Source organism: Prosthecobacter sp. (assembly GCF_049294395.1).
Classification (GTDB): Bacteria; Verrucomicrobiota; Verrucomicrobiia; order Verrucomicrobiales; family Verrucomicrobiaceae; genus Prosthecobacter.
In genome coordinates, this window is record NZ_JBAQCR010000431.1 from 1 (window position 1) to 24,889 (window position 24,889).

The 24,889-nt window shown below is 55.4% G+C and carries 23 protein-coding genes and 3 tRNA genes; 16 read left to right on the forward strand and 10 right to left on the reverse strand.

Annotated elements, in window-relative coordinates; all coding sequences use genetic code 11:
- Positions 1 to 228 precede the first annotated feature (228 nt).
- Positions 229 to 540, forward strand: coding sequence for a hypothetical protein (locus tag WAW39_RS29340; protein WP_422323168.1), 312 nt, complete (start codon positions 229 to 231; stop codon positions 538 to 540).
- Positions 541 to 1,061: 521 nt separating this feature from the next.
- On the opposite strand, the gene WAW39_RS29345 is transcribed toward WAW39_RS29340, so the two are convergent.
- Both WAW39_RS29345 and lpxA read right to left on the reverse strand, forming a co-directional pair.
- Positions 1,062 to 3,455, reverse strand: coding sequence for a hypothetical protein (locus tag WAW39_RS29345; protein ID WP_422323170.1), 2,394 nt, complete (start codon positions 3,453 to 3,455; stop codon positions 1,062 to 1,064).
- Between the two features lie 224 nt (positions 3,456 to 3,679).
- Positions 3,680 to 4,471, reverse strand: a complete 792-nt coding sequence (gene lpxA / locus WAW39_RS29350) for an acyl-ACP--UDP-N-acetylglucosamine O-acyltransferase (protein ID WP_422323172.1) — start codon at positions 4,469 to 4,471, stop codon at positions 3,680 to 3,682.
- 119 nt (positions 4,472 to 4,590) lie between these two features.
- On the opposite strand from lpxA, the gene WAW39_RS29355 reads away from it, so the two are divergent.
- From WAW39_RS29355 to WAW39_RS29375, 5 genes are all read left to right on the forward strand, one after another.
- Positions 4,591 to 4,680 (forward strand) — tRNA-Ser (locus tag WAW39_RS29355).
- A gap of 101 nt (positions 4,681 to 4,781) precedes the next feature.
- A complete protein-coding gene (locus tag WAW39_RS29360; RefSeq protein WP_422323174.1) occupies positions 4,782 to 6,563 on the forward strand; it encodes a DUF6538 domain-containing protein in 1,782 nt (593 codons plus the stop codon).
- 285 nt (positions 6,564 to 6,848) lie between these two features.
- The gene (locus WAW39_RS29365; protein ID WP_422323176.1) at positions 6,849 to 7,469 is read left to right on the forward strand and encodes a hypothetical protein; all 621 of its coding nucleotides are present in this window, start codon (positions 6,849 to 6,851) and stop codon (positions 7,467 to 7,469) included.
- Positions 7,470 to 7,527: 58 nt separating this feature from the next.
- A complete protein-coding gene (locus WAW39_RS29370; protein ID WP_422323178.1) occupies positions 7,528 to 8,022 on the forward strand; it encodes a hypothetical protein in 495 nt (164 codons plus the stop codon).
- Positions 8,023 to 8,124: 102 nt separating this feature from the next.
- The gene (locus WAW39_RS29375) at positions 8,125 to 9,636 is read left to right on the forward strand and encodes a hypothetical protein (RefSeq protein ID WP_422323180.1); all 1,512 of its coding nucleotides are present in this window, start codon (positions 8,125 to 8,127) and stop codon (positions 9,634 to 9,636) included.
- 34 nt (positions 9,637 to 9,670) lie between these two features.
- Here the strand turns inward: WAW39_RS29375 and WAW39_RS29380 are convergent, their stop codons facing one another.
- Positions 9,671 to 9,874 carry a hypothetical protein gene (locus WAW39_RS29380; protein WP_422323182.1) on the reverse strand — a complete coding sequence of 68 codons (204 nt, stop codon included), beginning with the start codon at positions 9,872 to 9,874 and terminating at the stop codon, positions 9,671 to 9,673.
- Between the two features lie 189 nt (positions 9,875 to 10,063).
- On the opposite strand from WAW39_RS29380, the gene WAW39_RS29385 reads away from it, so the two are divergent.
- The 4 genes from WAW39_RS29385 to WAW39_RS29400 all read left to right on the forward strand — a co-directional run bounded on the left by WAW39_RS29385 (position 10,064) and on the right by WAW39_RS29400 (position 13,301).
- On the forward strand, positions 10,064 to 10,714 hold the full coding sequence (locus WAW39_RS29385; RefSeq protein WP_422323184.1) for a recombinase family protein: 651 nt from the start codon (positions 10,064 to 10,066) through the stop codon (positions 10,712 to 10,714).
- Positions 10,715 to 10,728: 14 nt separating this feature from the next.
- Entirely contained in the window at positions 10,729 to 11,610 is an 882-nt protein-coding gene (locus WAW39_RS29390) for a hypothetical protein (RefSeq protein WP_422323186.1), read from the forward strand.
- A gap of 133 nt (positions 11,611 to 11,743) precedes the next feature.
- The gene (locus tag WAW39_RS29395) at positions 11,744 to 12,349 is read left to right on the forward strand and encodes a helix-turn-helix domain-containing protein (protein ID WP_422323188.1); all 606 of its coding nucleotides are present in this window, start codon (positions 11,744 to 11,746) and stop codon (positions 12,347 to 12,349) included.
- 115 nt (positions 12,350 to 12,464) lie between these two features.
- Positions 12,465 to 13,301: a DUF2971 domain-containing protein gene (locus WAW39_RS29400; protein ID WP_422323190.1), complete on the forward strand. Its 837-nt coding sequence runs from the start codon at positions 12,465 to 12,467 to the stop codon at positions 13,299 to 13,301.
- Between the two features lie 388 nt (positions 13,302 to 13,689).
- Here WAW39_RS29400 and WAW39_RS29405 read toward each other — a convergent pair.
- Together WAW39_RS29405 and ndk are read right to left on the reverse strand one after the other, a co-directional pair.
- Positions 13,690 to 13,774: transfer RNA gene (locus WAW39_RS29405), tRNA-Leu, on the reverse strand.
- Positions 13,775 to 13,821: 47 nt separating this feature from the next.
- On the reverse strand, positions 13,822 to 14,247 hold the full coding sequence (gene ndk, locus WAW39_RS29410; protein ID WP_397380930.1) for a nucleoside-diphosphate kinase: 426 nt from the start codon (positions 14,245 to 14,247) through the stop codon (positions 13,822 to 13,824).
- Positions 14,248 to 14,368: 121 nt separating this feature from the next.
- Here ndk and WAW39_RS29415 point away from each other — a divergent pair, with 121 nt between their 5' ends.
- Complete coding sequence (locus WAW39_RS29415; protein ID WP_422323192.1) at positions 14,369 to 15,112, forward strand: HAD family hydrolase; 744 nt, start codon at positions 14,369 to 14,371, stop codon at positions 15,110 to 15,112.
- 54 nt (positions 15,113 to 15,166) lie between these two features.
- Positions 15,167 to 15,242, forward strand: a tRNA-Arg gene (locus WAW39_RS29420).
- A 448-nt stretch (positions 15,243 to 15,690) separates the two neighbouring features.
- Here the strand turns inward: WAW39_RS29420 and WAW39_RS29425 are convergent.
- The gene (locus WAW39_RS29425) at positions 15,691 to 16,104 is read right to left on the reverse strand and encodes a hypothetical protein (protein WP_422323194.1); all 414 of its coding nucleotides are present in this window, start codon (positions 16,102 to 16,104) and stop codon (positions 15,691 to 15,693) included.
- A gap of 310 nt (positions 16,105 to 16,414) precedes the next feature.
- On the opposite strand from WAW39_RS29425, the gene WAW39_RS29430 reads away from it, so the two are divergent.
- Entirely contained in the window at positions 16,415 to 16,999 is a 585-nt protein-coding gene (locus WAW39_RS29430; RefSeq protein WP_422323196.1) for a hypothetical protein, read from the forward strand.
- 1,112 nt (positions 17,000 to 18,111) lie between these two features.
- Here the strand turns inward: WAW39_RS29430 and WAW39_RS29435 are convergent.
- From WAW39_RS29435 to WAW39_RS29445, 3 genes are all read right to left on the reverse strand, one after another.
- Positions 18,112 to 18,315, reverse strand: coding sequence for a helix-turn-helix domain-containing protein (locus tag WAW39_RS29435; RefSeq protein WP_422323198.1), 204 nt, complete (start codon positions 18,313 to 18,315; stop codon positions 18,112 to 18,114).
- Between the two features lie 69 nt (positions 18,316 to 18,384).
- The gene (locus tag WAW39_RS29440) at positions 18,385 to 18,864 is read right to left on the reverse strand and encodes a hypothetical protein (protein WP_422323200.1); all 480 of its coding nucleotides are present in this window, start codon (positions 18,862 to 18,864) and stop codon (positions 18,385 to 18,387) included.
- Positions 18,861 to 20,207, reverse strand: a complete 1,347-nt coding sequence (locus WAW39_RS29445) for a site-specific integrase (RefSeq protein WP_422323202.1) — start codon at positions 20,205 to 20,207, stop codon at positions 18,861 to 18,863. Before WAW39_RS29445 ends, WAW39_RS29440 begins: the two co-directional genes overlap by 4 nt.
- Before the next feature lie 369 nt (positions 20,208 to 20,576).
- On the opposite strand from WAW39_RS29445, the gene WAW39_RS29450 reads away from it, so the two are divergent.
- From WAW39_RS29450 to WAW39_RS29460, 3 genes are all read left to right on the forward strand, one after another.
- Positions 20,577 to 21,722, forward strand: a complete 1,146-nt coding sequence (locus WAW39_RS29450; protein WP_422323204.1) for an AI-2E family transporter — start codon at positions 20,577 to 20,579, stop codon at positions 21,720 to 21,722.
- 7 nt (positions 21,723 to 21,729) lie between these two features.
- Positions 21,730 to 22,593 carry a YihY/virulence factor BrkB family protein gene (locus WAW39_RS29455; RefSeq protein ID WP_422323206.1) on the forward strand — a complete coding sequence of 288 codons (864 nt, stop codon included), beginning with the start codon at positions 21,730 to 21,732 and terminating at the stop codon, positions 22,591 to 22,593.
- A gap of 139 nt (positions 22,594 to 22,732) precedes the next feature.
- Positions 22,733 to 23,848, forward strand: a complete 1,116-nt coding sequence (locus tag WAW39_RS29460; RefSeq protein ID WP_422323208.1) for a BON domain-containing protein — start codon at positions 22,733 to 22,735, stop codon at positions 23,846 to 23,848.
- Positions 23,849 to 23,919: 71 nt separating this feature from the next.
- Here the strand turns inward: WAW39_RS29460 and WAW39_RS29465 are convergent, their stop codons facing one another.
- A complete protein-coding gene (locus WAW39_RS29465; protein ID WP_422323210.1) occupies positions 23,920 to 24,819 on the reverse strand; it encodes an alpha/beta hydrolase fold domain-containing protein in 900 nt (299 codons plus the stop codon).
- Between the last annotated feature and the right edge of the window lie 70 nt (positions 24,820 to 24,889).

Sequence of the window (24,889 nt, forward strand, 5' to 3'; positions counted from 1 at the left end):
CCGCCCATGGCAGGTCTGCCAGCTGCAACCCGCCCGCTCGCCCAAAATCCAGCCGCGCCACCTCCGCGCACCGAAACTGGTGCGCCTACCGTTCCTCTACAAAAGCCAACCGCAGGTCCACGTCCTCCTTCAGCACCAGGAGCAGGCACCGGCCCCATGGTGGGTGGTGGAGTCGGGGCAGCCAGCCCTCTCCCAAAAGCAACCGTCAAGCTGCAGCCCACACAGGCCATGCAGCGCCCGTCCATCTCCGCTCCTCCCAGCGCCCCCGTCAAGCGCAGCGCTGCCGCTGATGCGGAGCAATTCTATGAAGAAAAGGATCCAGAAGCAGGCTTGGTCCCGCTTTCGGTGATCTGCTTTGTTCTGTCCGCCGTTTTGATGGTGGTTCAGATGTTTGGAGCTGATGCTGTCAAATCTGATCCCCTTGGCGAATCCCCGATCATGGTCCCTGCTGACAACAAGCAGGCTTGGGAAACTCACTCCTTGGCAACCGGCACTTGGTCCAACGAGAAGTTCAAAGCAGAACTGTTGCCGATTCCTTGAAAATTTGACGGATCTCCTCAATCTCACTCTCTCATCTCATGCCTCTTGCCTGGTTAGTTTTCATTCTCGCTGTTGCCACCTTGGCTCTCAATTTCCTCGCCCGTAGCGGCGGCGGGATGTGAGTCTCTGACAAGTTTGTGCCACTCTCCATCCATCTTCCCTCCTCGGAGGAAAGATGGATTTTGCTTTATTACACTGACCGAAACTTCAGTCAGTACCACGCAAAGTAGAAAAGAGCGCAAGCCGCGTGTGAAGCCATCGAGAGGAACGCTCCGCAGGTGCCCAGCGAACGCGTCAGCGTTCTGACGGAGTGGGATCGTCCCGATCCCTCCCGCACATGTTCAAACATGCCCCATCAGTCGGCAGACAGACCTGCTCTCAACGGAGCATGGGGCTTTAGGCATCCAATTCAACCTGCGTAGGACAATCTGCCGCCGTGCTTCCAACGCTCCACTGAAAGAGTGCCTTGATGCCCGCCCAGGTTCGTTTTCCAGGCTCCAATCTCAAACCGCCGACAAGCCCTATTGCTTGCCACCGCGGCCACCAGGATTGGGATCCATGTCCAGGTCGAAATTGAATTTGGGGAAGTCCTTGAGCGTGAAGGAAAGCAGAAGGCCGAAATCAGAGATGCCATTGCCATTGTTGCGCGACATCAAACCAAAGGAGGCAATCCAACTGCTCAGATCCTTTGAAAAGCTGTAGCTTTGGAATTGGAGAATGCCGTTCGTCGCTTCGTAGATGTGGTAGGTGTTGAAGCCGTAGTTTTCGTTCAGCCGGGCGTAAAAGCGTGTGTAAACCAAGCTGCTGTTACGAAAGAAGGGATGGTCGTAAATATATTGATGCCCCAGCTCGATGGAAGTGTTTTTGCTCAGCATCCAGGTCACGCTGTTGTTGGCCTCAGTAAAGGCACCAACTCCGCTGGTGATGGGCAACTGCAGATCTGACTTCACAGTAGCCCAGGGCACCGGAGACCAGAAAAGCTCATTGTACACATTGGAAAGGCTGCGACCGTATTCCGGGTCCTGTCCAAAAATGTTCACATAGGTGTTCATCCCCGCCCAAGTGTAGGTCTGGTTGTCGCCACCATCGGGTGTCTCCCAGAAACTGCCGTACCCGTTGCTCGACATGTAGTCGCGCTTCGTTTGGAAAAGATTGCGGAATCCGACACGCGCCACATTCCATGAGCGAAGACTGTCCACAGCCGTAAACAACGGAACGTCAATGGAGCGCGGCCGGGTGGTCGTGGAAAGTCGGTCAATGGCAGGAACCCCCGCATTCTGACTGGCATCCAGATACGAATAGTTCAGGTACGGCTGGAACACATGACGTATTCCATTGATTCCCAAGGATGGCACCTGCACATCGCTCCAGTTTTTGGAAAGTTTGAAGGAGACGTCCAGCCCAGCGCTGAAGATGCCCCGTGCGTAATTTTTCAGGCCCGTGGTGCTGCCCACAATGCCATTGTAGCTCGTGATGCCGGCACCAATTCTGGGCGTCACATTCAGCCAGCCCATGTAGGTCTTCGGATAAAGCAGCTCGTGATACGTATGAAAACGGGCATATCCAGGTTGTGCAAGCCTGCTGGTAATAGCCCCAAGCCCCTGGGTGATATCGACGGGCGTCAGTACGGCAGTTCGCGGAGCTCCCACGAGGCCGAGGAAGGATTCAGGAGCGGTTCCAAGTGGATCACCCAGCACGTTCGGCAGTCCTCCAACTCCAAGGGCCTGCAAACGGATCAACTCCGCTCTTTCCTGCTGCCCAACCATTTCACCAATGATGCCTGCGGTGATGGTACCTTGATGAAACACCCCGGAATTCCACAGAGGCCTGCGGGTAAAGTCGATGGAGAGCTCAGGAAGACGTGTTGTCGTCCGGTAGAAATTGTTCAGCTTGAACTTCGCCATCAAGGTGGCGACATAGGCCTCATTCGTGTGAATGAGCGAGATCTGATTGTCAGGCTCGCGATTGGTGCGGTAATCGTTGAAGAAGAAATCTTCGTAGAAGTGGATGTCGCTGATCTTGTTGATGTCGAAATCAAGATACCAGGTGCTTACATCCGGACCCGGAAGGTAGATGCGGTGCTGAAAATTGACCCGGTATCTGTTCTGCGGCACAGGGTAACGAATGGCACTGGTGGCGTTCGTTGTGGGGTCGGTGTCACGGACACCATACAGCTTCAGAGTGCCAAAATTCTGCCGGTTGGCACTATGACGTGCCGAAAAGAAATCCACGCCAGCACCCACACCACGCTTGCTGCGCAGATCAAATTTGTATTTCGCGAAGGTATGATCCCCATATACAACCGCCATCTGGGTCAACAAGAACGCACCCCAGCGGCTTTGAAAGCCGGGGCCAAAGCGCATGCTGCTGTCTTCATCCAGTGATTTGGTGATTTGAGGCAGCCAGAGAAACGGTGTTTTCCCAGCGTACATTTTCACATCCTTGAGGATGGCCTTGTCCTCTGGATAAACCGTCAATTCTTTGACTCGAAGATGGTAGTTCGGGTCCTGCACATCGTGCGATGTGAACGTCACCCCCTTGGCATCGATCCGGTTTTCAAGCTTGCTCCCCGAGTGGAAATCCTCGGCCTTGAAGAAAAACATGCCTGATGTCCTTCTGAACCCGCCACCCGTGGGACCACCACCTGCTGTGATGCCTGTTCCAGCAATGCTCTGCTGATTACCTGCACCAATGCCCGTGATCACATTGCGGCCTGACATCTCACCCGTAATGGAGTTGTAGGTGATCGAATCCCCATGGTAAAGCATTCCATCCCGCCAGATCGTCACTCCATCCTTGGCGACTACTTCGCCCGTGGACTGATTATACTGCGCACTGCCGCAGCGCATTTCGACATCACCGTAATGAATATGCACATCACCAGTCACTGTCGCGACACCCGTTTCAGGATCCATCGTAGTGGTTAGACCACGAATGTTCAGATCGCTCGTGAGACTGTCGAGAAGGGATTGCCCGTTCGCCGCCCCGGCCAAGGCCAAGGCGCAAACGAGAACCGTCACGCAAAATTTTGAAAAAATCATAACACGAGAGGACATCGCCCTACACGAACAGGCAATGAGAGCGACCTAAATAGGCTACCGGGATCACGGTGACAAGAAAAAGCCGGACTTTTTTCGCTTCAGTCGTCCTCCCGTCCGGGACGCACGGGGCATACACCCTTTTTACTCGGCGCTTGGACAAACTCCAGCAGTCGCCGCGCTTTGTCAGGCCACTCTTGGGTCAGCGCCTGCTCCACCGCCTGTGTCAGGTTCAATCCCCCGCAAAAAAGCTGCTGAAACAGATCTTTAATCGCTCCGCGCTCCTCCGTGGTGAAGCCCTGCCGCCGCAAACCGATCACGTTCAGCCCGGTGATGCGATTGATGCGCTGTGCCGCACAGTAGTGGGGGATGTCCTTGCTGAAGCTGCCGTTCCCTTGGATCACGCAAAAATCGCCGATTCTCAGGAACTGGTGAAACACCGCCCCACCGCCGATGAAGGTGTTGTTGCCCACGTGAATGTGCCCGCCCAGCAGGACCGCGTTGGCCAGGATATTCCGGTCCCCCAGCACCACATCATGCGCCAGATGGCTGCCCACCATGAGATAGTTGCCATCGCCAATCCGCGTCGCCGTTCCCGCCTTGCTGCCGCGGTGAATCGTCACGTGCTCACGAATCACATTCTTTTTTCCCAAAATCACGCTGCTCTGGGTGGCGGGATCAAATCCGAGATCCTGCGGCTCCCCGCCGATCACCGCCCCGCGCCCGATCCGCGTCCCCTCCCCCACGATCACGTGTCCCACCAGCTGGGCATGAGCCTCAATCCGGCACCCAGCCTCCACCACACTCGGCCCTTCGATCACCACATAGGGGCCGATCTCGGCAGAGGGGTCGATTTGGGCGCTCGAATCAATCAGTGCGGTCTTGTGGATCATGCGCAATGACCATGGATGCCCCCTCGCCGTGGATCAATCCTGACTTGCAGCTCATGCAAACTTCCTCTTGGCAGATTGCCTCGCATTGCCTACTGTTCGCGTTCCGCAACGCAGCACCAGGAGAGGTGGTCGAGTGGTTTATGGCTCCAGTCTTGAAAACTGGCGTGGGTTTATCCCCACCGTGGGTTCGAATCCCACCCTCTCCGCCATCCCGTTTCCGAGCACCTTAGATGCTTGGACGGCCTTGGGGATCAAGGGTTAAGGTAGTGACATGTCACCCCAGACTGTCACACTTGACCCCTTTCAAGACATGCCCCGCCAACAGGGTTTGCTGCTTCGCCGCAATCGCTACTACACCAACTTCAAGGTGCCTCTCGACCTCCAAGCCGCCTTTGGAAAAGAGATGATTCGCGAGGCGCTGAGAACTTCGGACTATCGGGAAGCGTGCCGAAGCGTCGTCTATGAGCGGGCGAGGATTGCGGGTCTCTTTGACGATGAACGCCGCAAGTTGGCTGTTTTGAAGACGCCACAGACCAAAACAGAAAAACGCCTTCTCACGATCATTTCAGAACAGGAAGCCTACCAAATGGCAGTCCGCTATCTCGCGAGGTTTGAACACAAGTTCGGAAAATGGATGCAGGATGAAGGGCGCTTCCTTGAACCGCATGAACGCGAGGATATGCGTTCCAATGTTCAGGCCGACGAATACGATTTGGCGCGTGGAGAGGAATACAAGGGGCAGCCGCTAGACGGCACCCGTGAGTTGCTGCAATTCCTGCAAAGCGAAAACATTGAATGCGCTGTCACCAGTCCCGCTTTTCAAACGCTCCGGCCTTTGTTTTTCGCCGCGCATATTGAGTATTTGGGACGCTCTCAAGACATGCTCAAAGGCGACGCAGCAAGAGAGCGAAACCATCAGTTCAAAGGCGTGCATTTTCATTCGCCGGCGATTGTTGAGCAGAAGAAGGGGAAAACGATCAACGATCTTTTAGAACTGCGGAAGCAGACCATTCAGGAGTTCAAGCTGTCCCAAAAAAGCGCCGATGCCTCACAACTGACAGCCCGCCTTCTTCGCGAAGTTTTCGGCGGTGATCGGCAGCTTTCCACTATTCAGCCGGAAGACATCCGGCAACTCTTTGATTTGCTGCGGAGGATTCCCCCGAACGCGACAATGCGCTACAAAGGAATGACGTTGCCGCAGGCCGTAGCGGCAGCAGACAAGGCCGAAGATCAGCGGCGGTTGAGTCCGAAAACGCTGCGCAACAACTACATTCAAATCACTGCCCTGTTCAATCTGGCGATGGGGGAAAAATGGATCAGCGAAAACCCAGTTAAGAGCAAAAGACTGAGCCGGTCATTTGAAGACAATGCTGATTCCCCGCCCCGCCCACAGTTCACGATTGAGGAACTGAACCGCCTTTTCCGCTCGTCGCTTCACACGGAATGCAGCCAAGGGAAGGAACGTGGCGGGCGCTTTTGGGTTCCGCTGCTGTCCCTGTTTCACGGCTTCCGCTGCAATGAAGCCTGCCAGCTTTACAGCGAGGATGTGAAGACAGTTGAAGGCATCACCTTCATTGCCATCCGCGAAGAACGGGAAGACGGCAGCAAATGCGAAAAGAAGCTCAAAACAAAGCAGAGCAAGCGCGACGTTCCTTTGCACCCTGAATTGATCCAGCTTGGCTTCATGGATTTCGTTCAAGAGCGCATTGCAGACCGTTCATGCCCTCGCCTGTTCCCAGAGCTTAAGCCCGGCAATAAGGGCTATTTTTCCGATTCTTTCTCCAAGTGGTTCGCCCGCTTCGTGGAATTGACCGTTGGCAGTGGATGCCGGGCCACCATGCACAGTTTCAGGCATCAGTTCAGAGATGCCACACGGGCCGCAAGGCTCCCCGCTGAATCGGTGGCACGTCTGGCAGGCTGGGAAGACGGTGAAGGCCCGGCAAGCCGTCAAATGAACCACTACGGCAGAGGCGCGGGCTACCTCCGCACGCTGGCGGAAGACATCACCAAGATCGAATACCCCGGCCTCGATTTGTCGCACCTTCACGCAACACCAAAAGCGAAGGCCCAACCAGTTCCCCGCGAGGATTGAGGCAAAGCGACTTTTCAGGGTTGCGCGTTTTCCGCTGACTCTGTAGTTTCGCAGTGCTGGCAGAGATGCCAGCCGAGACTTGATAACCTCGCGTATAGCGGCGGGCGTGTGCCGAGAACACGCCGCTTCCAGACCTGAAAAATGGCCCGGAGGCGGCGGTTATGTCCAGAGCCTCCGGCTTAAAGGCCGTCGCGGTCGTCTATGCGCGATTTATCAACTCTCGGGCCACCCGTTCGGATTCATTCGAGCGTGGTGGCAGAGATTGATTTTCTGCCCTTTGAACACATGGACACACCACAGCCGCCAGCCATCCCCGAAGCCCCCACGCAAACACCAGAAGCAGCGCCCTCAAAGCCGCCTGTCACAAAGAAAGACGAGGTTCTTGGCTGCGGCTGCCTCATCATCGTTGCCTTGGGAATAGCGATGCTTCTGAAAAGCTGTTTCTTTGGCGGTAGCCTAGACCTCTCAAACCCGCCTGCGGCTATTGACAAACTGGCCCGTGAAGCCCTTGCGTCGGCGGAGGGTTTTGAATACATCAAGGTTGAAAAAACAGGCCCAAACCAAGACGGCTATTTTGTGAACATCAGCTACCGCTCTCCCGGTGATTTCATCGGGGGCGAAAAAGGCTCATTTGCACGAATCAAGCGCGACATGAACAGCGCCTATAAAGCGATTTTGGCATATCCAGAATTGGCCGTCGTTCATTTGAAGATCAATGCTCAACTTGAGTTGAAGGACAGCTACGGAAATACGGCTTGGGTTGATGTCTATAGGACTCGCCTTGAAGAAGAAGCCATTGGCAAGCTGAACCGGAAAAACCTCGACCTTGTGGATTTTGAAGGAATTTGGGACGCCGTTTTCATCGCAAAGATTTTCTGGCCTTATGACGACAAGCAAACACGCTAGAACAGTGCTGGCGCTCTTGTTGTGCTCTCTGTCGAGTTGCGGCAAACGCGATTCAGGCTTGGCAACGGCTCCTCCCCCACAAGCCAGCCTCAAGAGGTATCACCACGCCCAAGCAGGAACCCCGGTTTACTTCTTCAAGCCGCTGTATGCCAACAAACCGCACTCTGTTTTCGAGTATGAAACACTGCCAAGCGGTGCCGTGCGCTTCATGGACGCTTACGATCATCGCGAATACTGCATGACGCAGCCTTTCGAGATGAAGGAAAGGCCGTTGCCTGAATCTGCCGTGAAAGACGGGCAAGTGGACATGTCCGAAAAGGAACAGGCACTGAACGACACGCTGAAATACTATCTCATCACCTCGTATGCCACGGTGAAGGGCTACCGCTACAGCACCTTCCGCTATGCCATTGACCGCACCGGCACCGTTCATTTCGAGCAACGCGGCAGCAAGCTGGCGATTCCTCCGCCCTACATCATCGAAGAAAACTTCGTGGGGAAAGGCAACCACCCAAAAATCCCCGACTACCCGCCTTCACCTGACAGGGGTTAGCCGTTTCGGTTTGAACACATGTGCGAGCCTACTAGAGAGAGAAGTCAGAGAGGCAAAAACCACCGGATATGCCATTTTTGAAGAACTCTCCCCGCTCAAGCATTGAATCCATCGCCCTTTTCCCTCGATACGAAGTTCCTTCCCGAAGATGCCGGGGAAGACAAGATTGATTTGGACTTGGGCAAGTGGCGCGTGTTTGGCCTGACTCCCGGTGATGGCGTGGTTGATGAGTTCAAAAGCTACCTGAGTTCCCCGCCCGAAGACGATGCAGATTTCGCATGGGAATCATCAGCCGTTCCGGGTAGCCCGCCTCTGCATGGAGCTTTTCTTTGCCGCCTATCTGGGAAAGAAGACCGGAAGTTCTGGCTACGGAAACAGGCACTCGTTCACCCCACTGATTCACGCCGCATTGAACCGCCTCTTTGCTCCGGCTTCTGCCGTTTCCGGCTGGATAGCCAACGCCTGCCCATCACGGGAGATTGCATTCATAGCGCCAAGTTGCGCCTCTCCCTCAATCTCCAACGATTCATCCGGCATCAGCCCCCGTATGACGATCTGAACAAGTCGTTTCGCCCTCGCCTGCAAAAGCGGAAGGACAAACGCTCCATACATGGTGATGAACAGTCCTTTGATGGAGAAGACAACTGGCTGCCCGACACGCCCGAATGGCGAAAGTTCGCAGCGAAGAAGCACTTGGCGAAGTATTTGGAATTGATCGGAGACCAAATGGGCAAGGAATTGTCCCGCGCCTGCGGCATCATCGAAAAGGGAGTGCTTCAAATTGACCCGGAAAACGATTGGGAGCGAGTTGGCTGGGATCGTGAAGACGAATACAGCCTAAGCCGGGTGGAAACGCTCTGGGAGTTCCCCGCAGACAACCCGATAACCACCGTTTGGGAGCTTGGAACGAAGCTCATGCACCTCTCTAAGGCGGAAGGCACCGCCGCCATGCACGAAATGGAGGTCAAAGAAGCGGGGCGCGTCTTGAACTCGCCCTGTTTTAGCATCCCGATAGCCGAAAACGTGCGATTGAAGCTCTACGCTAAAACCAACAAGCGCATTCGATTCGAGATTGTGCATTCTGAACTGTGGAATCAGCGGGCCGCGCTGCTCAAAGAGGCAGGATTGAAGCCGGAAACAGGCGGGCGCTCATGGAATGAAGTTCCGCACTTGCTCAAAGCACTCCGGCAACGTGCCGCAAAGCACATGAACAACGTCATGGAGCATTTGAGGGCTGTTCCAACGCAAGAGTTGAAGCCCAAAAGGCTCTTGGAACTCCTTGTGGAAGTCGCTTCCGCTGTTCGCCCCACGCTTTCAGCACAAACGCGCATAGACCGGATTCAAACCTTGCTTGTCTGGCTCTGTTTTCACAAGGGCTATCGCGGCGGCATCAAGAAAGGGCCGTATTCCGACGCCCTCAAGACGCTGGCAGAGCGGGGAATCATCCGATTTGACCACCAACGGAAGTTTTACGTTCTCTCGGACGCCTACAAAGACGCCGCAGCCGCCCTTTCCTCGATAGCGGGTGATCCGCTCTTGGCCTTGGTGGGCGTTGATCCGTCTGAATTCGTTCTGCAACCAAGTGGATTGCCTCCCATTCGTGTTCGGGAGTGATATTCTCGGTAATGCCTCAATCTGAGGTTTGGGATCAACGGGCAAAGCGGTAGCAGTCTTGGTCAGGACGGCACTGCACAATGACGCCATTGGCTATCAACTCCCGTATCGCGGACATGACAAAGCCGTTAGTGGCCCCCGTTGCCTCGATTGCGGAGTATGCCTCGATCTTACTGAATTCCTCTTTTCCCATTGCTCGAAGGCTTTGCAGCACGGCTTGAGATTGTTCTTGTGTCATGGGCCTATTCTTGATGCTCCTCTGCAATTTTCAAATTGAGACAGTGCCATATTTTCACGCCTTTTTGCGCTGCGTCCACGTCTCGCACATGTGTTCAAAATATATCTCAGCCCTTCCGAAGCTGATTTTCAGCTCAAAATCCCTGTTTTCGGCTTGTGTTCACACATATACGCTCGTATATGTGTGAACATGGACGGCAAATTTGTAGCTTATTACCGCGTTTCGACAGCCAAACAGGGCCAGAGCGGCCTTGGACTGGAAGCACAGAAGGCAGCCGTTGAAACCTACCTGAACGGCGGCAAGTGGAACCTCGTTGGCGAGTTCGTGGAAGTGGAGAGCGGCAAGAGGAAGAACCGCCCGCAGCTAAACGCGGCCCTCGCCCTTTGCAAAAAGCAGAAGGCAACGCTCATCATTGCCAAGCTGGACAGGCTGGCCCGCAATCTTCACTTCATTTCCGGCCTGATGGAGTCCCGGATTGAGTTCTTGGCAGTGGACAACCCGACAGCTAACCGCCTCACAGTGCAAATCCTCGCCGCCGTCGCGGAGGAAGAGGCCCGCGCCATCTCATCCCGCACAAAGGCCGCTCTCGCCAGCGCCAAGGCAAGAGGCGTGATCTTGGGCACGCACGGCGCGAAGCTGGGAAAGGCCAATCACAAGCAGGCCATGAAAACAGCCCACGACTTGAAGACTACGATTGAAGCCCTGAAAGCGGAAGGCATCACCGCCGTTCGTGAAATCGCCAGCGCGTTGAATGCTCGCGGAATTGCTACCCCTCAAGGCAAGCAGTGGCACAGCACATCAGTTCACCGCCTTATGAAACGCTTAGAAGCGGCGGCTTGATTTGTTGTTGAGAAATGAAGCCTGCTGTTCGTCGTTATGGGCTAATGCCCCCTTCCCCCAAAGTCGTAGCCCTTTTCAAAGAATTTAATTGGCCCCACCTTCCGACAAATGAAGGTGTATTAGAGGAATTGGAGGAACGGCTTTGGAAGGCAGCTTCATCAAGCAGGGGCAATCCCTTGGTCTATTCCGAGTGGGTTGGAAATCTTGCGTTTGTGGTTCCTCAGTATTTCGGGGGAGAGAAATTTTCGATGAGTGTCGGTGATTGGCTTCCGCAGTATTCACACATTATTGGAGACATCCTCGGATGGCTTAACGCAAAAAGCTATGAAGAGCATGGAGTGCTCATTAGCTCTATGGCTGTCAGCAAAGGTGACAACCAGCCCGGAGACAGATTTTACGGCTTATCCAGTGATGTCGGCCTATTTAACGGCAAAACAGAGATGCAGAAATTGAAGTTTTGGACTGAACAAATTGAGCTTGTGAAGAGGGTCGCAAGAACGCGGCAGGTTCCGAATGGCCCCGATTTAGAGTCGTTCCTCATCTTCATTCGAGAGGGGGAAAGTGCGGTCAAAGATGTCCCGACTCGGACAAGATGTGCTGCTCTAGCCGCAGCAGCACGCGAAGCCCATCGACTTCCAAACGGAATACTTGAATGCATTGTGTGCAAATGGGCAAAACCCGTCGGTCCTATCAAGGGAGACATTGTGCAAATGCACCATCTTAAACCGCTGAGTGGATTGCCAAAAAAAGGAATAGTAGTGCAGCTATCCGATGCAAAAAAGCTGTTCATTCCATTATGCCCCACATGTCACGCCTTAGCTCACGCAAAAGAGGGTGGCGGCGAATTTACGCAGGAAGAATTGATGAAATTGCGCAAAGGACAAGTGGCGGCTTAATGCCTGCAAACCCCAGTCGTTTTCAGCCGCTTACATGCTTTGAATCAAGGGTAGCTCCGTGCTACTCTATCCGGTGCCTTGGTTTTGTTTTGCGCATGGTAGTTCCGGGCATTGAACCCCTGAATGCTCCGCCATGCCCAAGCCCGTTTTTATCAAAAAGAAACCCGCCAAGAAACCCGGCAGGCCCACGCTTTTGAACCCCACACGGCAAGCCGCGCTTTTGAAAGCCATTGAGCAAGGAATGCCGCTCAAGCAGGCCGCAGCAATTGCGGGCATGTCATACGACACGCTGAACAACTGGCAAAATCGCGGAGAGAACGAAAGTGCCCCGCCTGAATTTCGCCAGTTTTGCCAGCTACTACGGCACTCTCAAGCCGTCGCCATGCAGGTGCATGTTTCTTCAATTTGCGACGCCGCAAAGCGTGACTGGAGAGCGGCGGCATGGATGCTTGAAAGACGCTGCCCCGAAGACTTCGCCAGACCACAGCAATTTGAACACAGCGGGCCGGGAGGGAAACCACTCATGCCAGACCCCGACGTGAACCATGAGGTTCTGGTTCGTATGAAGAAACAGCAAGGCATCGTTGAACTGCTCAAGAAGATGGGCGGCATCATCAGCGAGAAACGGCTTCAAAAGGAAGAAAACGCCAAGGCCGAAAGAGAAGCCGCCATGCTGCAAAAGCCGTTCGTTTTGAACATGAAGCAGGCCAAGCCAAAACGTGCTCCTCTGCGTGAATAGGCATGGCGTAGTTGCCTTGGGCAAACCTTCCACAATCATCATGGCGAACTTGCCCGCGTGCAAAAACTCATGGTTGAAATTGCTTTTTTAGATTCGTTCCTCCTAGTTGGTGGAAATGCTTACCTACAAATACAGCCCCAGTTCTCGAACCTCCTTTTTTGAAGACCGCAACTTGCGATTTTCTCAGCCCACGGCCCTTAACGACCCGCAAGAATGCTTGCCCATCATTGAAGATTTTTCAGCAGATGAGGTGGTTGAAACGATAATCACTAGACGGATGAGTGATCTACTCGGAGTGCTCACGGCGAAGTTCCCAGGAGCGGGACCAGTAGAGATTGCCGCCATCATCAACGATGCGAAGTCAAAGTTGGTTGAAAATCTTATGCAGGACAAGGCGGTATTTTCCGCCATCGCTCAACAACGGATTAGAAAGCGCATGGATGATGTCATTGGCATTCTCTCATTGAGCAAGGGCTGGGATGTTGGGTTGCTCTGGAGCCACTATGCGGAAGCCTATCGCGGTTTCGTCGTAGGATTGGATAGTGACTCTGAATTCTTTCGGAAGAGAGCAGATGAAGAAAGCGACATTGGATTCCTTTCTGACGTGGCCTATATGGACGACCTCCCGCGTGTTCGTGTGGAAAAACTGAAGCTTCAGAAAGAGCTTTTATACACCAAAAGGGCTTTTTGGGCATACGAATGCGAACAGCGTCTGGTGCGAAGACTTAACCATGGCATCTCGACGGCTTTCAAGGACAACCTTGGAATGCCAGTGGTCTTGTTTGAAGTGCCAATTGAAGCTGTCCGTGAAATAACAATCGGCTTCCGAGCGCCCGACGAGGTGCTCGTTGGGGCATCCAAACTTCGCGCCTCAAGTGGAGGCGGACATATTCAACTATACAAAGCCAGCATCTCAGCCACATCAGGGGCGCTTGAGCGTGCGCCAGTCTAACGGGCGGAGGTGAGTCATTGGAGCTTCCTGTTAGGCCAGTGTAATCATGCGGCGATGCGAGGGCACCCCAAAGGCAACTGCCACTCTACTGAAGCCGCTCGTTTGAACACGGAGCACGCAAAGCTAATGGCGTGCCTCCGTGCTTGATGTGAGCGGAGGCAAGAAACGGTTGCACTGTCACACCGAAGCGGCACACTAACGCACGATGTCACTGGCGTAAGCCATTGATTCTCAAGGAAAAAACGGCAAAAGGGTATTCTCCCACCCTCTCCGCCATTTTACCGACCCAAGGAGGCGCAAAATGCCCTCAGTAGCTCGAAGAGCGAAGGACGCGGCATCTCATCCTTCCGGCTGCCAATACCCCGACCCACTCCGCCATGGGGCAAAGTGCCGCTGGCCGGACTCGAACCGGCAAGGGAGTTACCTCCCAGCAGATTTTAAGTCTGCTGTGTTTACCATTTCACCACAGCGGCGTGGGGGAATGCCTGCGCCGCGCAGTGTAGCGGCAATGCGCGTCGTCTCAATAGCTGAAAATCTCGCCGTCCTTGAAAAAGCGCTTCAGTTCGACTGCGGCGGCTTCTGGGGAGTCGGAGGCGTGGACGACGTTGGTCATCTTGTCCGTGCCGAAGTCACCACGAATGGTGCCCTTGGGGGCGATTTTGGAATCCGTCGGGCCCAGGAGGTCGCGCACGTGGGAGATGATGTTCTCCCCGCTGATGGCCACGGCAATGACGGGCTTGCTCTTCATGAAGCTGGCCACGTCCGGGAAGAAAGGCTTGTCCGCGATGTGCGAGTAGTGCTCCTTGAGCAATTCATCGGTGAGCTGGATCATCTTGCAGCCACGGACGCGGAAACCTTCGTCTTCGAGACGCTTGAGGACTTCGCCATTGATGCCGCGTGCGACGCAGTCAGGTTTGAGCAGGATGAGGGTGGTTTCTTGAGCCATGAGGGTTTTGGGGGAAAAAGGGTTTGTACACTGCCGTCCGCCGCTGCATCCGTCAAGGCTGGGAATGTTTTGCCAGATGGAAACGTGGCGCTAGGCTCTGCGCCGCCTCCCCCTCCGCGTCATGCCTGCACGCTCCTACGCTTTCTTTGATCTCGATCACACGCTGCTGCCGTTCGACACGCAGGCGCTCTTCTGCAATTTCGTGCTGCACCGCGAGCCCTGGCGCGTGCTGCTGCACGGTCTGTTTGTGCCAGTCGCACTGGCTCGCGCCTGCGGTCTTGCCAGCACCGCCACAGCCAAGCGCGCTTTTTTGAGCTACCTGCGCGGCATGCCTCGCGAGCGCCTGGCAAGGTACGCACGGGAGTTCGCCGAAGTCTGTGTTCCCAAGTGGGCCTACCCATCCCTGCGTGCTGAAATCCTCCGCCACAAGCACCAGCACCGCGTGCTGGTGCTGAACACCGCCAGCCCCGACTTCTACGCGCACGAAATCGCCCAGGCCCTCGGGTTTGATCACTGCATCGCCACGCGTTTTGAGGTCGGCGCCAAATTTCCCGGCATGCCCCGGCTCGTGACTGGCAACAACAAGCACGCGGCCAAGATCGCCGCCATGGAGGAGGTCGTGCCCGGCCTGACCGAACTCACCGACCAAGAGCGCGCCCACAGCTGGAGCTACTCCGACAGCGCCGCCGACCTGCCCCTGCTCGAATACGCCGGCTACGGCGTGCTCGTCCACCCCTCCCGCAGCCTCGCCGCCATCGGCAGGCAGCGCGGCTGGGCCATCCTGCACCCCGAGCGCCCCTACGACAACAAGCTCGGAGACATGCTCTGCGTGGTGCTGCAGATGTTCGGTTTGCATCCCGAATGAAGCGCGCCCTTGCTCAAGCCGCAGATAGACTTATGATCGCGCCGGTTTGGCGAGGCACCCGTAGCTCAGTGGATAGAGCAGCCGATTTCTAATCGGCTGGTCGCAGGTTCGATCCCTGCCGGGTGCACCATTCATTATCAATGATTTATCAGATATTCGAAAAACTGGATTTTTTCGCTCGGACATTAATCGGACACTTTCGGACCTGATCCCCATCATATGCGGCAAGGTTGCCTCAACGTTTCCCTGAGCTTTTCAAGCTGTACATGCCTCATGCCGCCCATTCCACCGTAAGGTTATGATAAGGTTTTCAGGCTGTCACTTGCTGGCAATCCCGTTGCGTGGCCCGGCTCGCCAGCTTCCGTGTTCGCGGAGAACAGGCGTGTTTGCTTAGAATGCGCTGAATCCGGTCACGACGTTCGCGGCAGAGCGTAAGGGGGCGCATGGCGAACCTTGATAATCACCCTACCGAATTTCAAGCGAGGAAAAGTTATGGATGAAGCTGCGGGAGCATGTGCTGCGTAGCGATGGCATGACCGCGAAAGCAGCATCGACGGTGGGCTCGCGGATGTTGGAGTTTATTTCAACGCTTCCATCACCTTGCGAGTGATCCTTTTAGCAGTCTGATGTCCTGATCCATTCGCTATTTCTTCTCCAGTCGCATTATCCAAAACAGTCATGTCGAAACTATAAACTTTTTGAAAAGTGCCAAGTTCAAGATCAATGGCTTCAGCAGTCAATTTCATGGTGTAACGAGAACCGCGAGTCCCTGCAAAAGCGGCTCCCGCACCAGGATTCACCGTCAATCCATCAATGATTGACACCTTCCACCCATCCGCCCTTAATGCTGACTTAATTGAATTGGCGAGGTCTCCTCCTCCCATACTTACGGCGATGGTTTTTTTAGATGTGTCAATAGCGCCGATTTTGTTAACATTGAAAGTCATGCAAGAAGCAAGGGCGACACAGAGAAGAGCGAGAATCCATTTCATCTCGCACCCTAGCCGTCATTTTCCAAGGTGGCTTCAACTTTTATGGGAACTCAGATAATGCACAATTCGCATGAAAACGATGGTAGTATTATAAACCCCTTGGAATGAGGTATTTAAAAGATTCCTTACCGGGGGAGGGTGTCAGTGAGGGATGAGGATACTACCAATATGCACATCACAGACAGCCCCAAGAATGCTAACAAAACGGATGCAGGCAACGGCTCGTATGGCATCTGTCGTGTCATCGACGCCTCCCGCTCGCCTTCGCCTGATCCGAAGCGTTCGTCCCAAAGAACCGAGTCCATTGAATATGACGTTTTTAGATTTTAGCGCCTCGGTGATTTCTTCGCTGGCTTGGCCTGCTTGCGTTCTGACGATCGCATACATGTTTCGGACGGAGTTTCGGGATGTGTTATCACGCCTTACTCGACTGAAGTATAAAGATCTCGATGCTGATTTTGGCAGTGCAGTGCGCGAATTGGAGGAGGAGGCCCAGAAGATCGACATTTCACCTGCATTGCCTCCTGCGAAAGCGGAAACACCGACGATTGGAACATCTGACCGTTTGGCTGAGGCTGAGAGGCTTCTTGCTGAATTCCCTGAACCGGCAGTCGCTCGCGCGTGGCAGTCAGTTGAAGACGCTCTGCTAGAAGTTGCCACTCGCTTGGGGGTGGTCGAAGGAGCTAATGTTCGGTCTATGTCGCTCTCCATTATTGCGGCACTTGTGTCTAATGGGCACATGGACCAGAGCACAGCCGAGCTTCTCGGGCGCATGAGGAAGTTACGGAATCTAGTCGTTCACGGTGGTGGGCTGCCGATTTCTTCAGACGAGGCAAGGGAGTTCGTTGCCCTCGCACGAGGGATTACCGAGCGTTTAACCGAAACGAGAAAATAAACCGAGGCCAAACGAGGGCTAACAAAACGGATGCAGGCAACGGCTCGTATGGCATCTGTCGTGTCATCGACGCCTCCCGCTCGCCGTAGCGGCTTTGGAGGCTGTGACGGCGCTCGGTACGTCAAAACGGCTGCAAATGGTCAATGACCACTTTGGGCGTGGTTGTAGTGAGTTCCGCTTTAACAGTTCGGGAAAGCTGGGTTGCACTTGCAAGAACCATCCCAAAGCGATAGCCCCCAGCGCCTTCTGCAAATTTGGCATTCTTGGCGCGGGCTCGATTGGATGGCTCGCCATGAAGGACTCACGCCGGGATGAGGCGGGGCGGGTGAAAATGCCTCTGTGGTTATGGGTGTGGGTGCGTGCTCACTGTCAGAAGTTCCCGTGCTCACAGTCAACGGCTGCTCCTTCAACTTCCCGTGCTCACTGTCAAAGCGACGGCGAATGAGTCTCCGCTTTGCACAGAGTTTTGCACCCTCTTGGGCTGAACGTCGCTTAGCTCCAATCACGAACCAAAGCCGCATATCAGTCCTCTCGGGAAGCCATGGGGCAGCAAATTTCACGTGGCGGCGTGCTCCGGCTCTGCGTGTGATGTCCTTGGCGAGGTATTCTTGAAGTTTTACCCCTCCGCCGTCGGCGTCATGCTGGAAAGCGCGGCCTCGGTTGTCTAGGAGTGTGCAGCGTTCAAGCCACCAGTCGGTGAAAGTTTTTTGCTGCACTTCTGACAGCGGCACGGCAAAGCCGATATGGAAGTTTGCGCAATGACCGCCGTCGGTGCCGTCGGGGTCAAACTCTGTGACTGCGACCATAGCCGGAAAGCCTTTCCTGCGGTGCCAATTTGCCAGCGTGGTTTTGAGCGCAATGAGGGTGCCGCGAAGGGCGGGCCATGTTTTGACGCGATTAGTGGGAGGCGGGTTCAATGTTACCATTGCCTGCCAGTCACGGCTGTGTGCAGTGGCCCACAAGGCATTCAAGTCTGCCACTGAATAGGGACGTGGCTTGCGTTGCCCTTTGCCGGGCCTTGGAGGCACAATGGCTTGGCGTGTGTGCTCATTGGTATGAACACCGCTCTGCGGCGTGTGTAGCTTGTAATCCATCGCCAGCCTCGGTGAGGATTAGGCGAGGGCTTCACGCTCAAACCGTTCGACTTCAGCAATGGAGAAGCGGACTCCACGGCCAATGTGAAGCGCCTTTATTTTTCCGGCTTTGCGCCAGCGGCGTAAAGTCATTCCCGTTACCTGCCAGCGGGCGGCAAGCTGTGCGGGTGAATAGTATGCGACGGGTTTAGTGGCGAGTTTCTCCAAAGGTTTCTGATCCATGCGCACACTGAAACACGCGACGCAGCATGCCCGCATCCAAGTCAATTTTCCAGCCTTTGAATACCGGACTTATGTTCTCTCAAAGCTGTTCCAGATGCCCGTCTCACGGGCGTCACGAGATTGCTTTTTCAATTTCAACATCTTGAAGTGTGAGCTTACTTCCTGCTTGGAAATAGGGAAGCCTTTCGCCAAAAGATACGCCCTAACTTGAACCTGTGATGGCCGCTTGATGCCGCCAGAAATTCGCAAGTGATTGAACGCCACGAAAACGCTGATTAGTTTCGAGGAAGGCGTTTTTCCTTGATGCGGCCAGAACCTTTCTCCACGCCTTAGTTTGGAGTATCCAAGTTCCAAAGATTTGAGCACGTTTCGATTACCGGCGGCTAATTGATCAGCCACCACACGAGCCACGATTTCAGCGCCAGCCCTCGCAGTTTCAGGATCAAAGGCTAGGCCATCCTCCAACAAGGTGAAACCGTCCCACGCCTCCATCTCCCAAGGTTGAAGCCCGGTGACCAGCAGTTCAATTTCCTTTGGCTTTGATCTCATGCGCTGACTGCCTTTCTTTTGGCGATTGCTGTCGATTCTGCGCCTTTGAAGTCGGCGGCAATCACATTGCTCGTTGGCGGCGTGAGCATGGAGCCAAGCCCGATTGTGACTCGATCTTTCTGCGCGGCGTAGTGCTGCGCGGTAATGGCAACGTCTGCATGACGAAGGAAGCGCGAGGCGGCAAAGAGCCCGCTGGCTTGGCAAATGAGTGAACCGGCTTCTTTGCGCAACGTGTGCAGCGGAGTGCGGGAGTTCACGCCTTGGGCTTTGAGCCATGCGCCAAGCCGTGCAAAGGTTTCATCGGCACGATAGGGCCGCCATGTGAGAGAGGTTTTTGGGTTCACGCCATCAAGCACATACTCGGCTTTGGGTGCTCTGGCCTTCATGCCGCGCAAGATGGGAATTACCTCAGCATCTAGCGGAATATCGGCAAGCGAGGTTTCCGCCTTGGGGGCGAAGTGTTCGTGCGCTTCGATGCGGATGAATCCGGCATCAAGATCAACGGATGCCCAGCGGAGCTTGTCGGCTTCGTTTCTGCGGAGTCCTGCGAACAGGCAGAGAATGAAGGCTTTGAATGCTTCACTGTCGCTGTTCGCAAGCTGGGTGCCTGCTTCGGCAATGATCTTTTTCACGTCAATGGTGCTGACGAAACGCATGCTCTGACGAGCAAAAAACTCCACACCGTCGAATGGCAATGGCGATGGTAGCTCGATCTTGGGTGCGATGAAGCGCAATAGCCGTTTGGAGAAAAGGGACTTGGCAGAGCGCAACGTGGCGTTGGCGGTATTGCGGGCAGAGCGTGCTTTGTTTTCGTCGTTGGCGCTGCGGCTGGCAACGAAGGCCAGTTTCCACGCTTCAACGGCGGACGGTGTGACTTTCTCCAGTGGCACAGCATCCACGGCGGCAAGCCACGCGCTCCTGCCATTCCCGCAACGGGCAAAGCGGCCTTTGGTGGCGTCGATCTTCGCCACGCTCGCTACGATGCGGCGGAATGCGCTTACATTGGCCGCTAGCGTGGCCGGGCGCACGTCGGCAAGGGTAGATGCCTCGCGGATGAGGTCGCCCGTTAAAGCGCCTTTGGTGCGTTTCTCGTCGGGCTTGTGCTTGGCTAGAGCGGCATCCCACCCTAAAGCCACAACGTCGCCATAGATGCGTGCCGCCTTGGTGGCTGCGGCTGATTTGTTCGCGGTGCGAAGCGGAAAGGACTCGCGCCGCCCGTTGACCTGAATCTTGCAATAGTAGGCTCCGCCCCACCTTGCGTCTGTCATAAGTTTTCCGGTCTGCTGCCAATAACGGCTGTCCGCCTTGCCCACTGCTTTCTTCGCAGGGACCGCCTCGGACATTCCTCGGACACTTTTTTCATTTACTCCTGATTCCAAATGTTCGCTTCCGTTGGGTGCCAGCGACGCTGTAATCCTTGATTTTCCTTGGTTGCGTGCGCTCATGATGTTTCATAAGCGAACAAACGGAAACAGGCAAAGGAAGGATTTCTAATCGGCTGGTCGCAGGTTCGATCCCTGCCGGGTGCACCATTCTGGAAGAGGCCGCATGAACGAGGGTGGGTTTACACCCCATGGCGGATGCGAGCTAGGCAGTCGAGGATGAGGCTGCGAACAACGGTATCTATCCAGCAACCCACCCGCAGCCAGGTGCGGCGGCGGTCTCGGCGCCTTCATCCCCTACCCGTCATCGCTTTTTAAAACTCCTCCTCTATGCCCGCAGAAGACTTCACTCAAACCCCTGCGGCATCCCCAGAGCAAATCGCCATGCCGCCTGTCTCAGTGGAAGCTGAATCTCAGCGCTTGGAGCTGCACATTCCATGGGTCACCTTCATCAAGGTGTTTGCTGCAGCGCTGACCGCCTATGCCATCTATGTGCTGTGGCCTCTGCTGCTGCTGGTGTTCCTCGCGCTGTTCCTGGCCGTGACACTGCATGCATTCGTGGACTGGCTGGACGGCAAAGGCATGCAGCACTGGGCCAGCCTGCTGCTGGTCATCGGCGGCTTGTTGACGTTAATCGTCTTCAGCCTGGCGCTCATTGTTCCCACACTGCTCGACAGGGCCACAACCTTCAGCCACACCCTTCCGCAGTTGTACGATGATGCCTTCAAGCAGCTGCCCCTCAGCACTGCCATGCGTCTCAACATCACTCACCTCGTGGGCAGCGCGAACTGGTCCGAGGCCTACACCTGGCTGGGCAGTTTCTGGTCCGCAGGAGGCATCGCTCTCAGCGGTATTTCAGAAGTGGTGCTGATCCTGGTGATCGCTCTGTATCTGGTGGTGGATGGCAGCAAGACCTATGAATGGCTGCTGGCCTTCTTCTCTCCCCTGAAGCGTGCCAAGCTGCGCCTCACATCGGGAGAAATCTCCGAGGTCATCTTTGGTTATGTCACCGGGCAGTTCATCACCTCCTTGCTCGTCACGGTGTATGCATTCATCGTGCTGGCAGTGCTCAAGGTGCCAGGGGCCCTGATGCTGGCGCTGCTGGCCGGCTTGCTGGATGTCCTGCCCATCCTGGGCTTCATTATCGCCACGGTGCCGGCGTTTCTGCTGGCTCTGAGCGTGTCCCCCAGGACGTCATTGATCGTCGTGGGCTTGTATCTTCTGTTTCATGCGCTCGAGACTTATTACATCGTGCCCAAAGTCTATGGAAAGCATCTCCGGGTGTCCACACTCACGGTGCTGCTGGGTCTCCTTGCAGGTGTTCTTCTGGCAGGCATCCCCGGCGCTCTCGCAGCACTGCCCATCCTGGCCTCCTACGCGGCGATCGAACGCATCTGGCTGAAACCCTTCCTGCGGGACGGCGTTTCAGAAAAACATGAACAGCAGAAAGACCAGGCGTTTGGTGACAAAGTATGAACAGCCCATGAAAACGGCTCTTGCCATGCTGCGTGAGACGTTCCGTCAGTGGGACGCCCACCGCGTGCCCAAAATGGGCGCAGCCCTTTCTTTCTACACCGTCTTCTCACTGGCGCCTCTCTCCATCATCGTGCTGTCCTTGCTCAGTCTCGTAGTGGAGCGCAATTCAGCGCGCGCCGAAATTGTCAGCCAGTTCAGGAACTTCGTCGGCAATGAAGGCGCGGAGATGATGGAGCTGATTCTGCGCGAGACAGCAGCGACCAGCACCGGCATTTTTGAAACTCTGACAGGCTTTGTGATTCTGCTCGTCGGTGCCTCGGGTGTGTTTGGAGAACTGCAGGATTCGCTAAATCAGATATGGGGCGTGTCCTCAAAACGCCATCCCGTTTTCACGCTGGTAAAGGAGCGCATTTTTTCCTTCGGCATGGTGTTTGTCATGGGCTTTCTCATGCTGGTGTCGCTGCTCTCTTCCGCAGCTGTCGCGGTGGCAGGCGGCCGCCTGCATGCGCGGTTTCCGGCTTTGGACGGCCCTTGGGCCTGGGGCAATGATGTGATCTCGCTGCTGGTCGTCGCCCTGCTCTTTGCGTTGATCTTTCGTCTGGTGCCCGATGTGTCCATCACCTGGAAGGATGTCTGGATCGGCGCCTTAATAGCCGCAGTGCTGTTTGAACTCGGGAGATTCCTCCTCGGCTTCTACTTTGGGCGCAGCGCGTTTGCCTCCAGATACGGAGCGGCCGGCTCTCTCATCATCATTCTGGTCTGGGTGTACTACTCGGCGCAGATCCTGTTCTTTGGGGCGGCATTCACACGTGTCTATGCGCTGAGCCATGGCTCGCATCAGAATGATGACAAACTGACCGCCGCCATCTGATTTCCCATTTTGACCCGCATACGGGTTATACCCCATGGCAGGCACACGCCCGCGCGGACTAGTGTGTCTCCTCGACCAACGAGGAAACGAACCGGCTCATCTGCATCAAGATGCCAGCCGGGGTTAGAAAGAGACACTTATGAAATTCGACTCCATTTTTATCATCATCGCACTGCTTTTGTCCTGCGGAAGCCTGCAGGCGCTGGACATGCCATCAACGCCTCGCCCACAAAATCTTCACCCTCAGCAAAGCTTCACCGAACTCGCAGGCCGCCAGGTCTGGAACTACCAGAATGAAATGCTGGGCAGGATCAAGTTCATCACCGCAGATTTGGAAAATGCCCGCCTCGTTGAGGTGGTCATCGCCTCAGGCGGCTTCTTCGGTCTCGGTGGAAAACTCACCTCTGCACCGCCCCGCGCGTTCAAGCTGGATGAAACCCAGCAGGTGATGCGGCTGGATATGAGCAAGGAACGATTTGAGGCTACACCCGCGTTTAAAACTTCCAATACCGCCGCCTACTCCGACAAGACACGTGTGGCCGCCGTCATCCGCCACCATGGCATGCAACCCTGGTTTTATCTGGACGGGCAGACGGGCGGCAAAAACGCCGAGATCCTTCATCTGGGCCATGTCGAAAGAACCGACCGCATTCTTGGCATGCCCATCAAAAGCCCCCAAGGGCAGTATCTGGGCCAGGTGGGCGGTCTGCAGCTGGACCTGCCCAAAGGGCAGATCATCCATGTGGTGGATGACACTCAGTCCATGGGTGACAATGGCAGCTACATCCTGCAGGCCAGAGCACTGCGGTACAATGCCAGGCACAACGGTCTGATCTTGAATGAGAACCTCAAAACACTCAAAGGCGAGCCTCACTTGCAATGGGTCGGCGGCAGCCGCCAGTCCTTCCGGAAGGAGTCGTTCGTCAATCGCGAGGTGCAGGCTGACCATTCACCCCGCTCCAGACAGAATGCCCAGGCGAGCACTGACAGCAAAGCCACCGCGATGCAGCAGGGGGCCAATTTTCGTGACGTGCAAAAAACCAGCCTGATCAATCAGCGCATCCAGGCTGACCCACGCCTCTCAACCAATGCCAAAAACGTGGAGGTCATCACGCTCAATGCACAGACCACGCTGCGGGGCCATGTGAATTCTGACGCGGACCGACGTAGAATCGGTGAGATCGCCATGAAGGCAGGCAGACCGGAGAATGTGAGCAATCAGCTCGAAGTCAGGCCCGTCCGCGCTGAGCGATAAGCAGCCACTGACATCTCATCTCTGATATCTTGCCGGTGTTCTCTGGGGGAACACCGGTTTTGTTTTTCGGCTCAGTGCCCGGTGTCCACCTTGGCCAGGTGCACTTGGAAAAATCTCGACACTTCAGCAAACTGCTCGTTGTTCAGACGAAACCAATGCCCTTTGTCAGGCACCACGATGAGTTGGGCTTCGACCCCGGTTTCTTCAAGGGTGCGGAAGAACCACTCGCTATGCTCCACAGGAATGATTCTGTCGCGTTGACCATGAATGATAAGGAATGGCGGTAGAGCGCGACTGATGTGGTAGACTGGACTCGCATCAGCAGCCAGATCGATTTTTTTCTCAATCGACCCTCCGAGCAGTTTCTCAATGAGGCTCCGCCCGACGCTGTGTTTTTCATACAGGCTCCCCAGTTCAATCAGATCGGTCACCGGATACAGCGTGCACACCCCCTGTATGCGCGACTTCCCCTCGGTGGCGGCGAGCAGGGCTGCCAGCTGCCCGCCCGATGACTCCCCGCTCGCCCCCATGCGCTTGGCGTCGATTCCATAACGTGCGCCGTTATCCCGCAGCCATTGCGTAGCGGCGCGGCAGTCCTCCAGCTGTGCTGGATACACTGCGCGGTTGCTCATGCGGTATTGAATGGAAGCCACCGCGATGCCTGCACTGGTAAGATCCCGCATGATGACGTGATAGCCCTTGCTGCCGAACCTCCAGCATCCGCCAAACATCCACAGGACCACCGGGGCGGGCTTGGCCGTTTGGGGCACATACAGGTCCATGCGCAGCTTGTTCCCACCCGGCGTCGCGAACACAACATCGCGGTAAACTTTTTCACCCGGACGCGTCGGCCTGTACGTGGAGCAGCTTGCTAAAAGAAGGACGGCGCTGAGACAGCAAAGCCAGCCGATACCTGCGGCTGTTTTTCCGATGGCTGAAACCTGTAGAAGATCAGGAGCGCGTGTGAGCATGGCATGACATATACGCATGCCGCAACTTGTCAGCCATGTCTGTATTGCGGTGTCTGCCAGATCATCCTGA

What these genes read in the sequence shown, in the direction of transcription:
- WAW39_RS29340 (WP_422323168.1), top strand. Translation starts at nt 229, where the DNA reads ATGCAGCGCCCGTCCATCTCCGCTCCTCCCAGCGCCCCCGTCAAGCGC.
- WAW39_RS29345 (WP_422323170.1), bottom strand. Translation starts at nt 3,455, where the DNA reads ATGGATCCTGAAACGGGTGTCGCGACAGTGACTGGTGATGTGCATATT.
- lpxA (WP_422323172.1), bottom strand. Translation starts at nt 4,471, where the DNA reads ATGATCCACAAGACCGCACTGATTGATTCGAGCGCCCAAATCGACCCC.
- WAW39_RS29360 (WP_422323174.1), top strand. Translation starts at nt 4,782, where the DNA reads ATGCCCCGCCAACAGGGTTTGCTGCTTCGCCGCAATCGCTACTACACC.
- WAW39_RS29365 (WP_422323176.1), top strand. Translation starts at nt 6,849, where the DNA reads ATGGACACACCACAGCCGCCAGCCATCCCCGAAGCCCCCACGCAAACA.
- WAW39_RS29380 (WP_422323182.1), bottom strand. Translation starts at nt 9,874, where the DNA reads ATGACACAAGAACAATCTCAAGCCGTGCTGCAAAGCCTTCGAGCAATG.
- WAW39_RS29385 (WP_422323184.1), top strand. Translation starts at nt 10,064, where the DNA reads ATGGACGGCAAATTTGTAGCTTATTACCGCGTTTCGACAGCCAAACAG.
- WAW39_RS29390 (WP_422323186.1), top strand. Translation starts at nt 10,729, where the DNA reads ATGAAGCCTGCTGTTCGTCGTTATGGGCTAATGCCCCCTTCCCCCAAA.
- WAW39_RS29395 (WP_422323188.1), top strand. Translation starts at nt 11,744, where the DNA reads ATGCCCAAGCCCGTTTTTATCAAAAAGAAACCCGCCAAGAAACCCGGC.
- WAW39_RS29400 (WP_422323190.1), top strand. Translation starts at nt 12,465, where the DNA reads ATGCTTACCTACAAATACAGCCCCAGTTCTCGAACCTCCTTTTTTGAA.
- ndk (WP_397380930.1), bottom strand. Translation starts at nt 14,247, where the DNA reads ATGGCTCAAGAAACCACCCTCATCCTGCTCAAACCTGACTGCGTCGCA.
- WAW39_RS29415 (WP_422323192.1), top strand. Translation starts at nt 14,369, where the DNA reads ATGCCTGCACGCTCCTACGCTTTCTTTGATCTCGATCACACGCTGCTG.
- WAW39_RS29425 (WP_422323194.1), bottom strand. Translation starts at nt 16,104, where the DNA reads ATGAAATGGATTCTCGCTCTTCTCTGTGTCGCCCTTGCTTCTTGCATG.
- WAW39_RS29430 (WP_422323196.1), top strand. Translation starts at nt 16,415, where the DNA reads ATGACGTTTTTAGATTTTAGCGCCTCGGTGATTTCTTCGCTGGCTTGG.
- WAW39_RS29435 (WP_422323198.1), bottom strand. Translation starts at nt 18,315, where the DNA reads ATGGATCAGAAACCTTTGGAGAAACTCGCCACTAAACCCGTCGCATAC.
- WAW39_RS29440 (WP_422323200.1), bottom strand. Translation starts at nt 18,864, where the DNA reads ATGAGATCAAAGCCAAAGGAAATTGAACTGCTGGTCACCGGGCTTCAA.
- WAW39_RS29445 (WP_422323202.1), bottom strand. Translation starts at nt 20,207, where the DNA reads ATGTCCGAGGCGGTCCCTGCGAAGAAAGCAGTGGGCAAGGCGGACAGC.
- WAW39_RS29450 (WP_422323204.1), top strand. Translation starts at nt 20,577, where the DNA reads ATGCCCGCAGAAGACTTCACTCAAACCCCTGCGGCATCCCCAGAGCAA.
- WAW39_RS29455 (WP_422323206.1), top strand. Translation starts at nt 21,730, where the DNA reads ATGAAAACGGCTCTTGCCATGCTGCGTGAGACGTTCCGTCAGTGGGAC.
- WAW39_RS29460 (WP_422323208.1), top strand. Translation starts at nt 22,733, where the DNA reads ATGAAATTCGACTCCATTTTTATCATCATCGCACTGCTTTTGTCCTGC.
- WAW39_RS29465 (WP_422323210.1), bottom strand. Translation starts at nt 24,819, where the DNA reads ATGCTCACACGCGCTCCTGATCTTCTACAGGTTTCAGCCATCGGAAAA.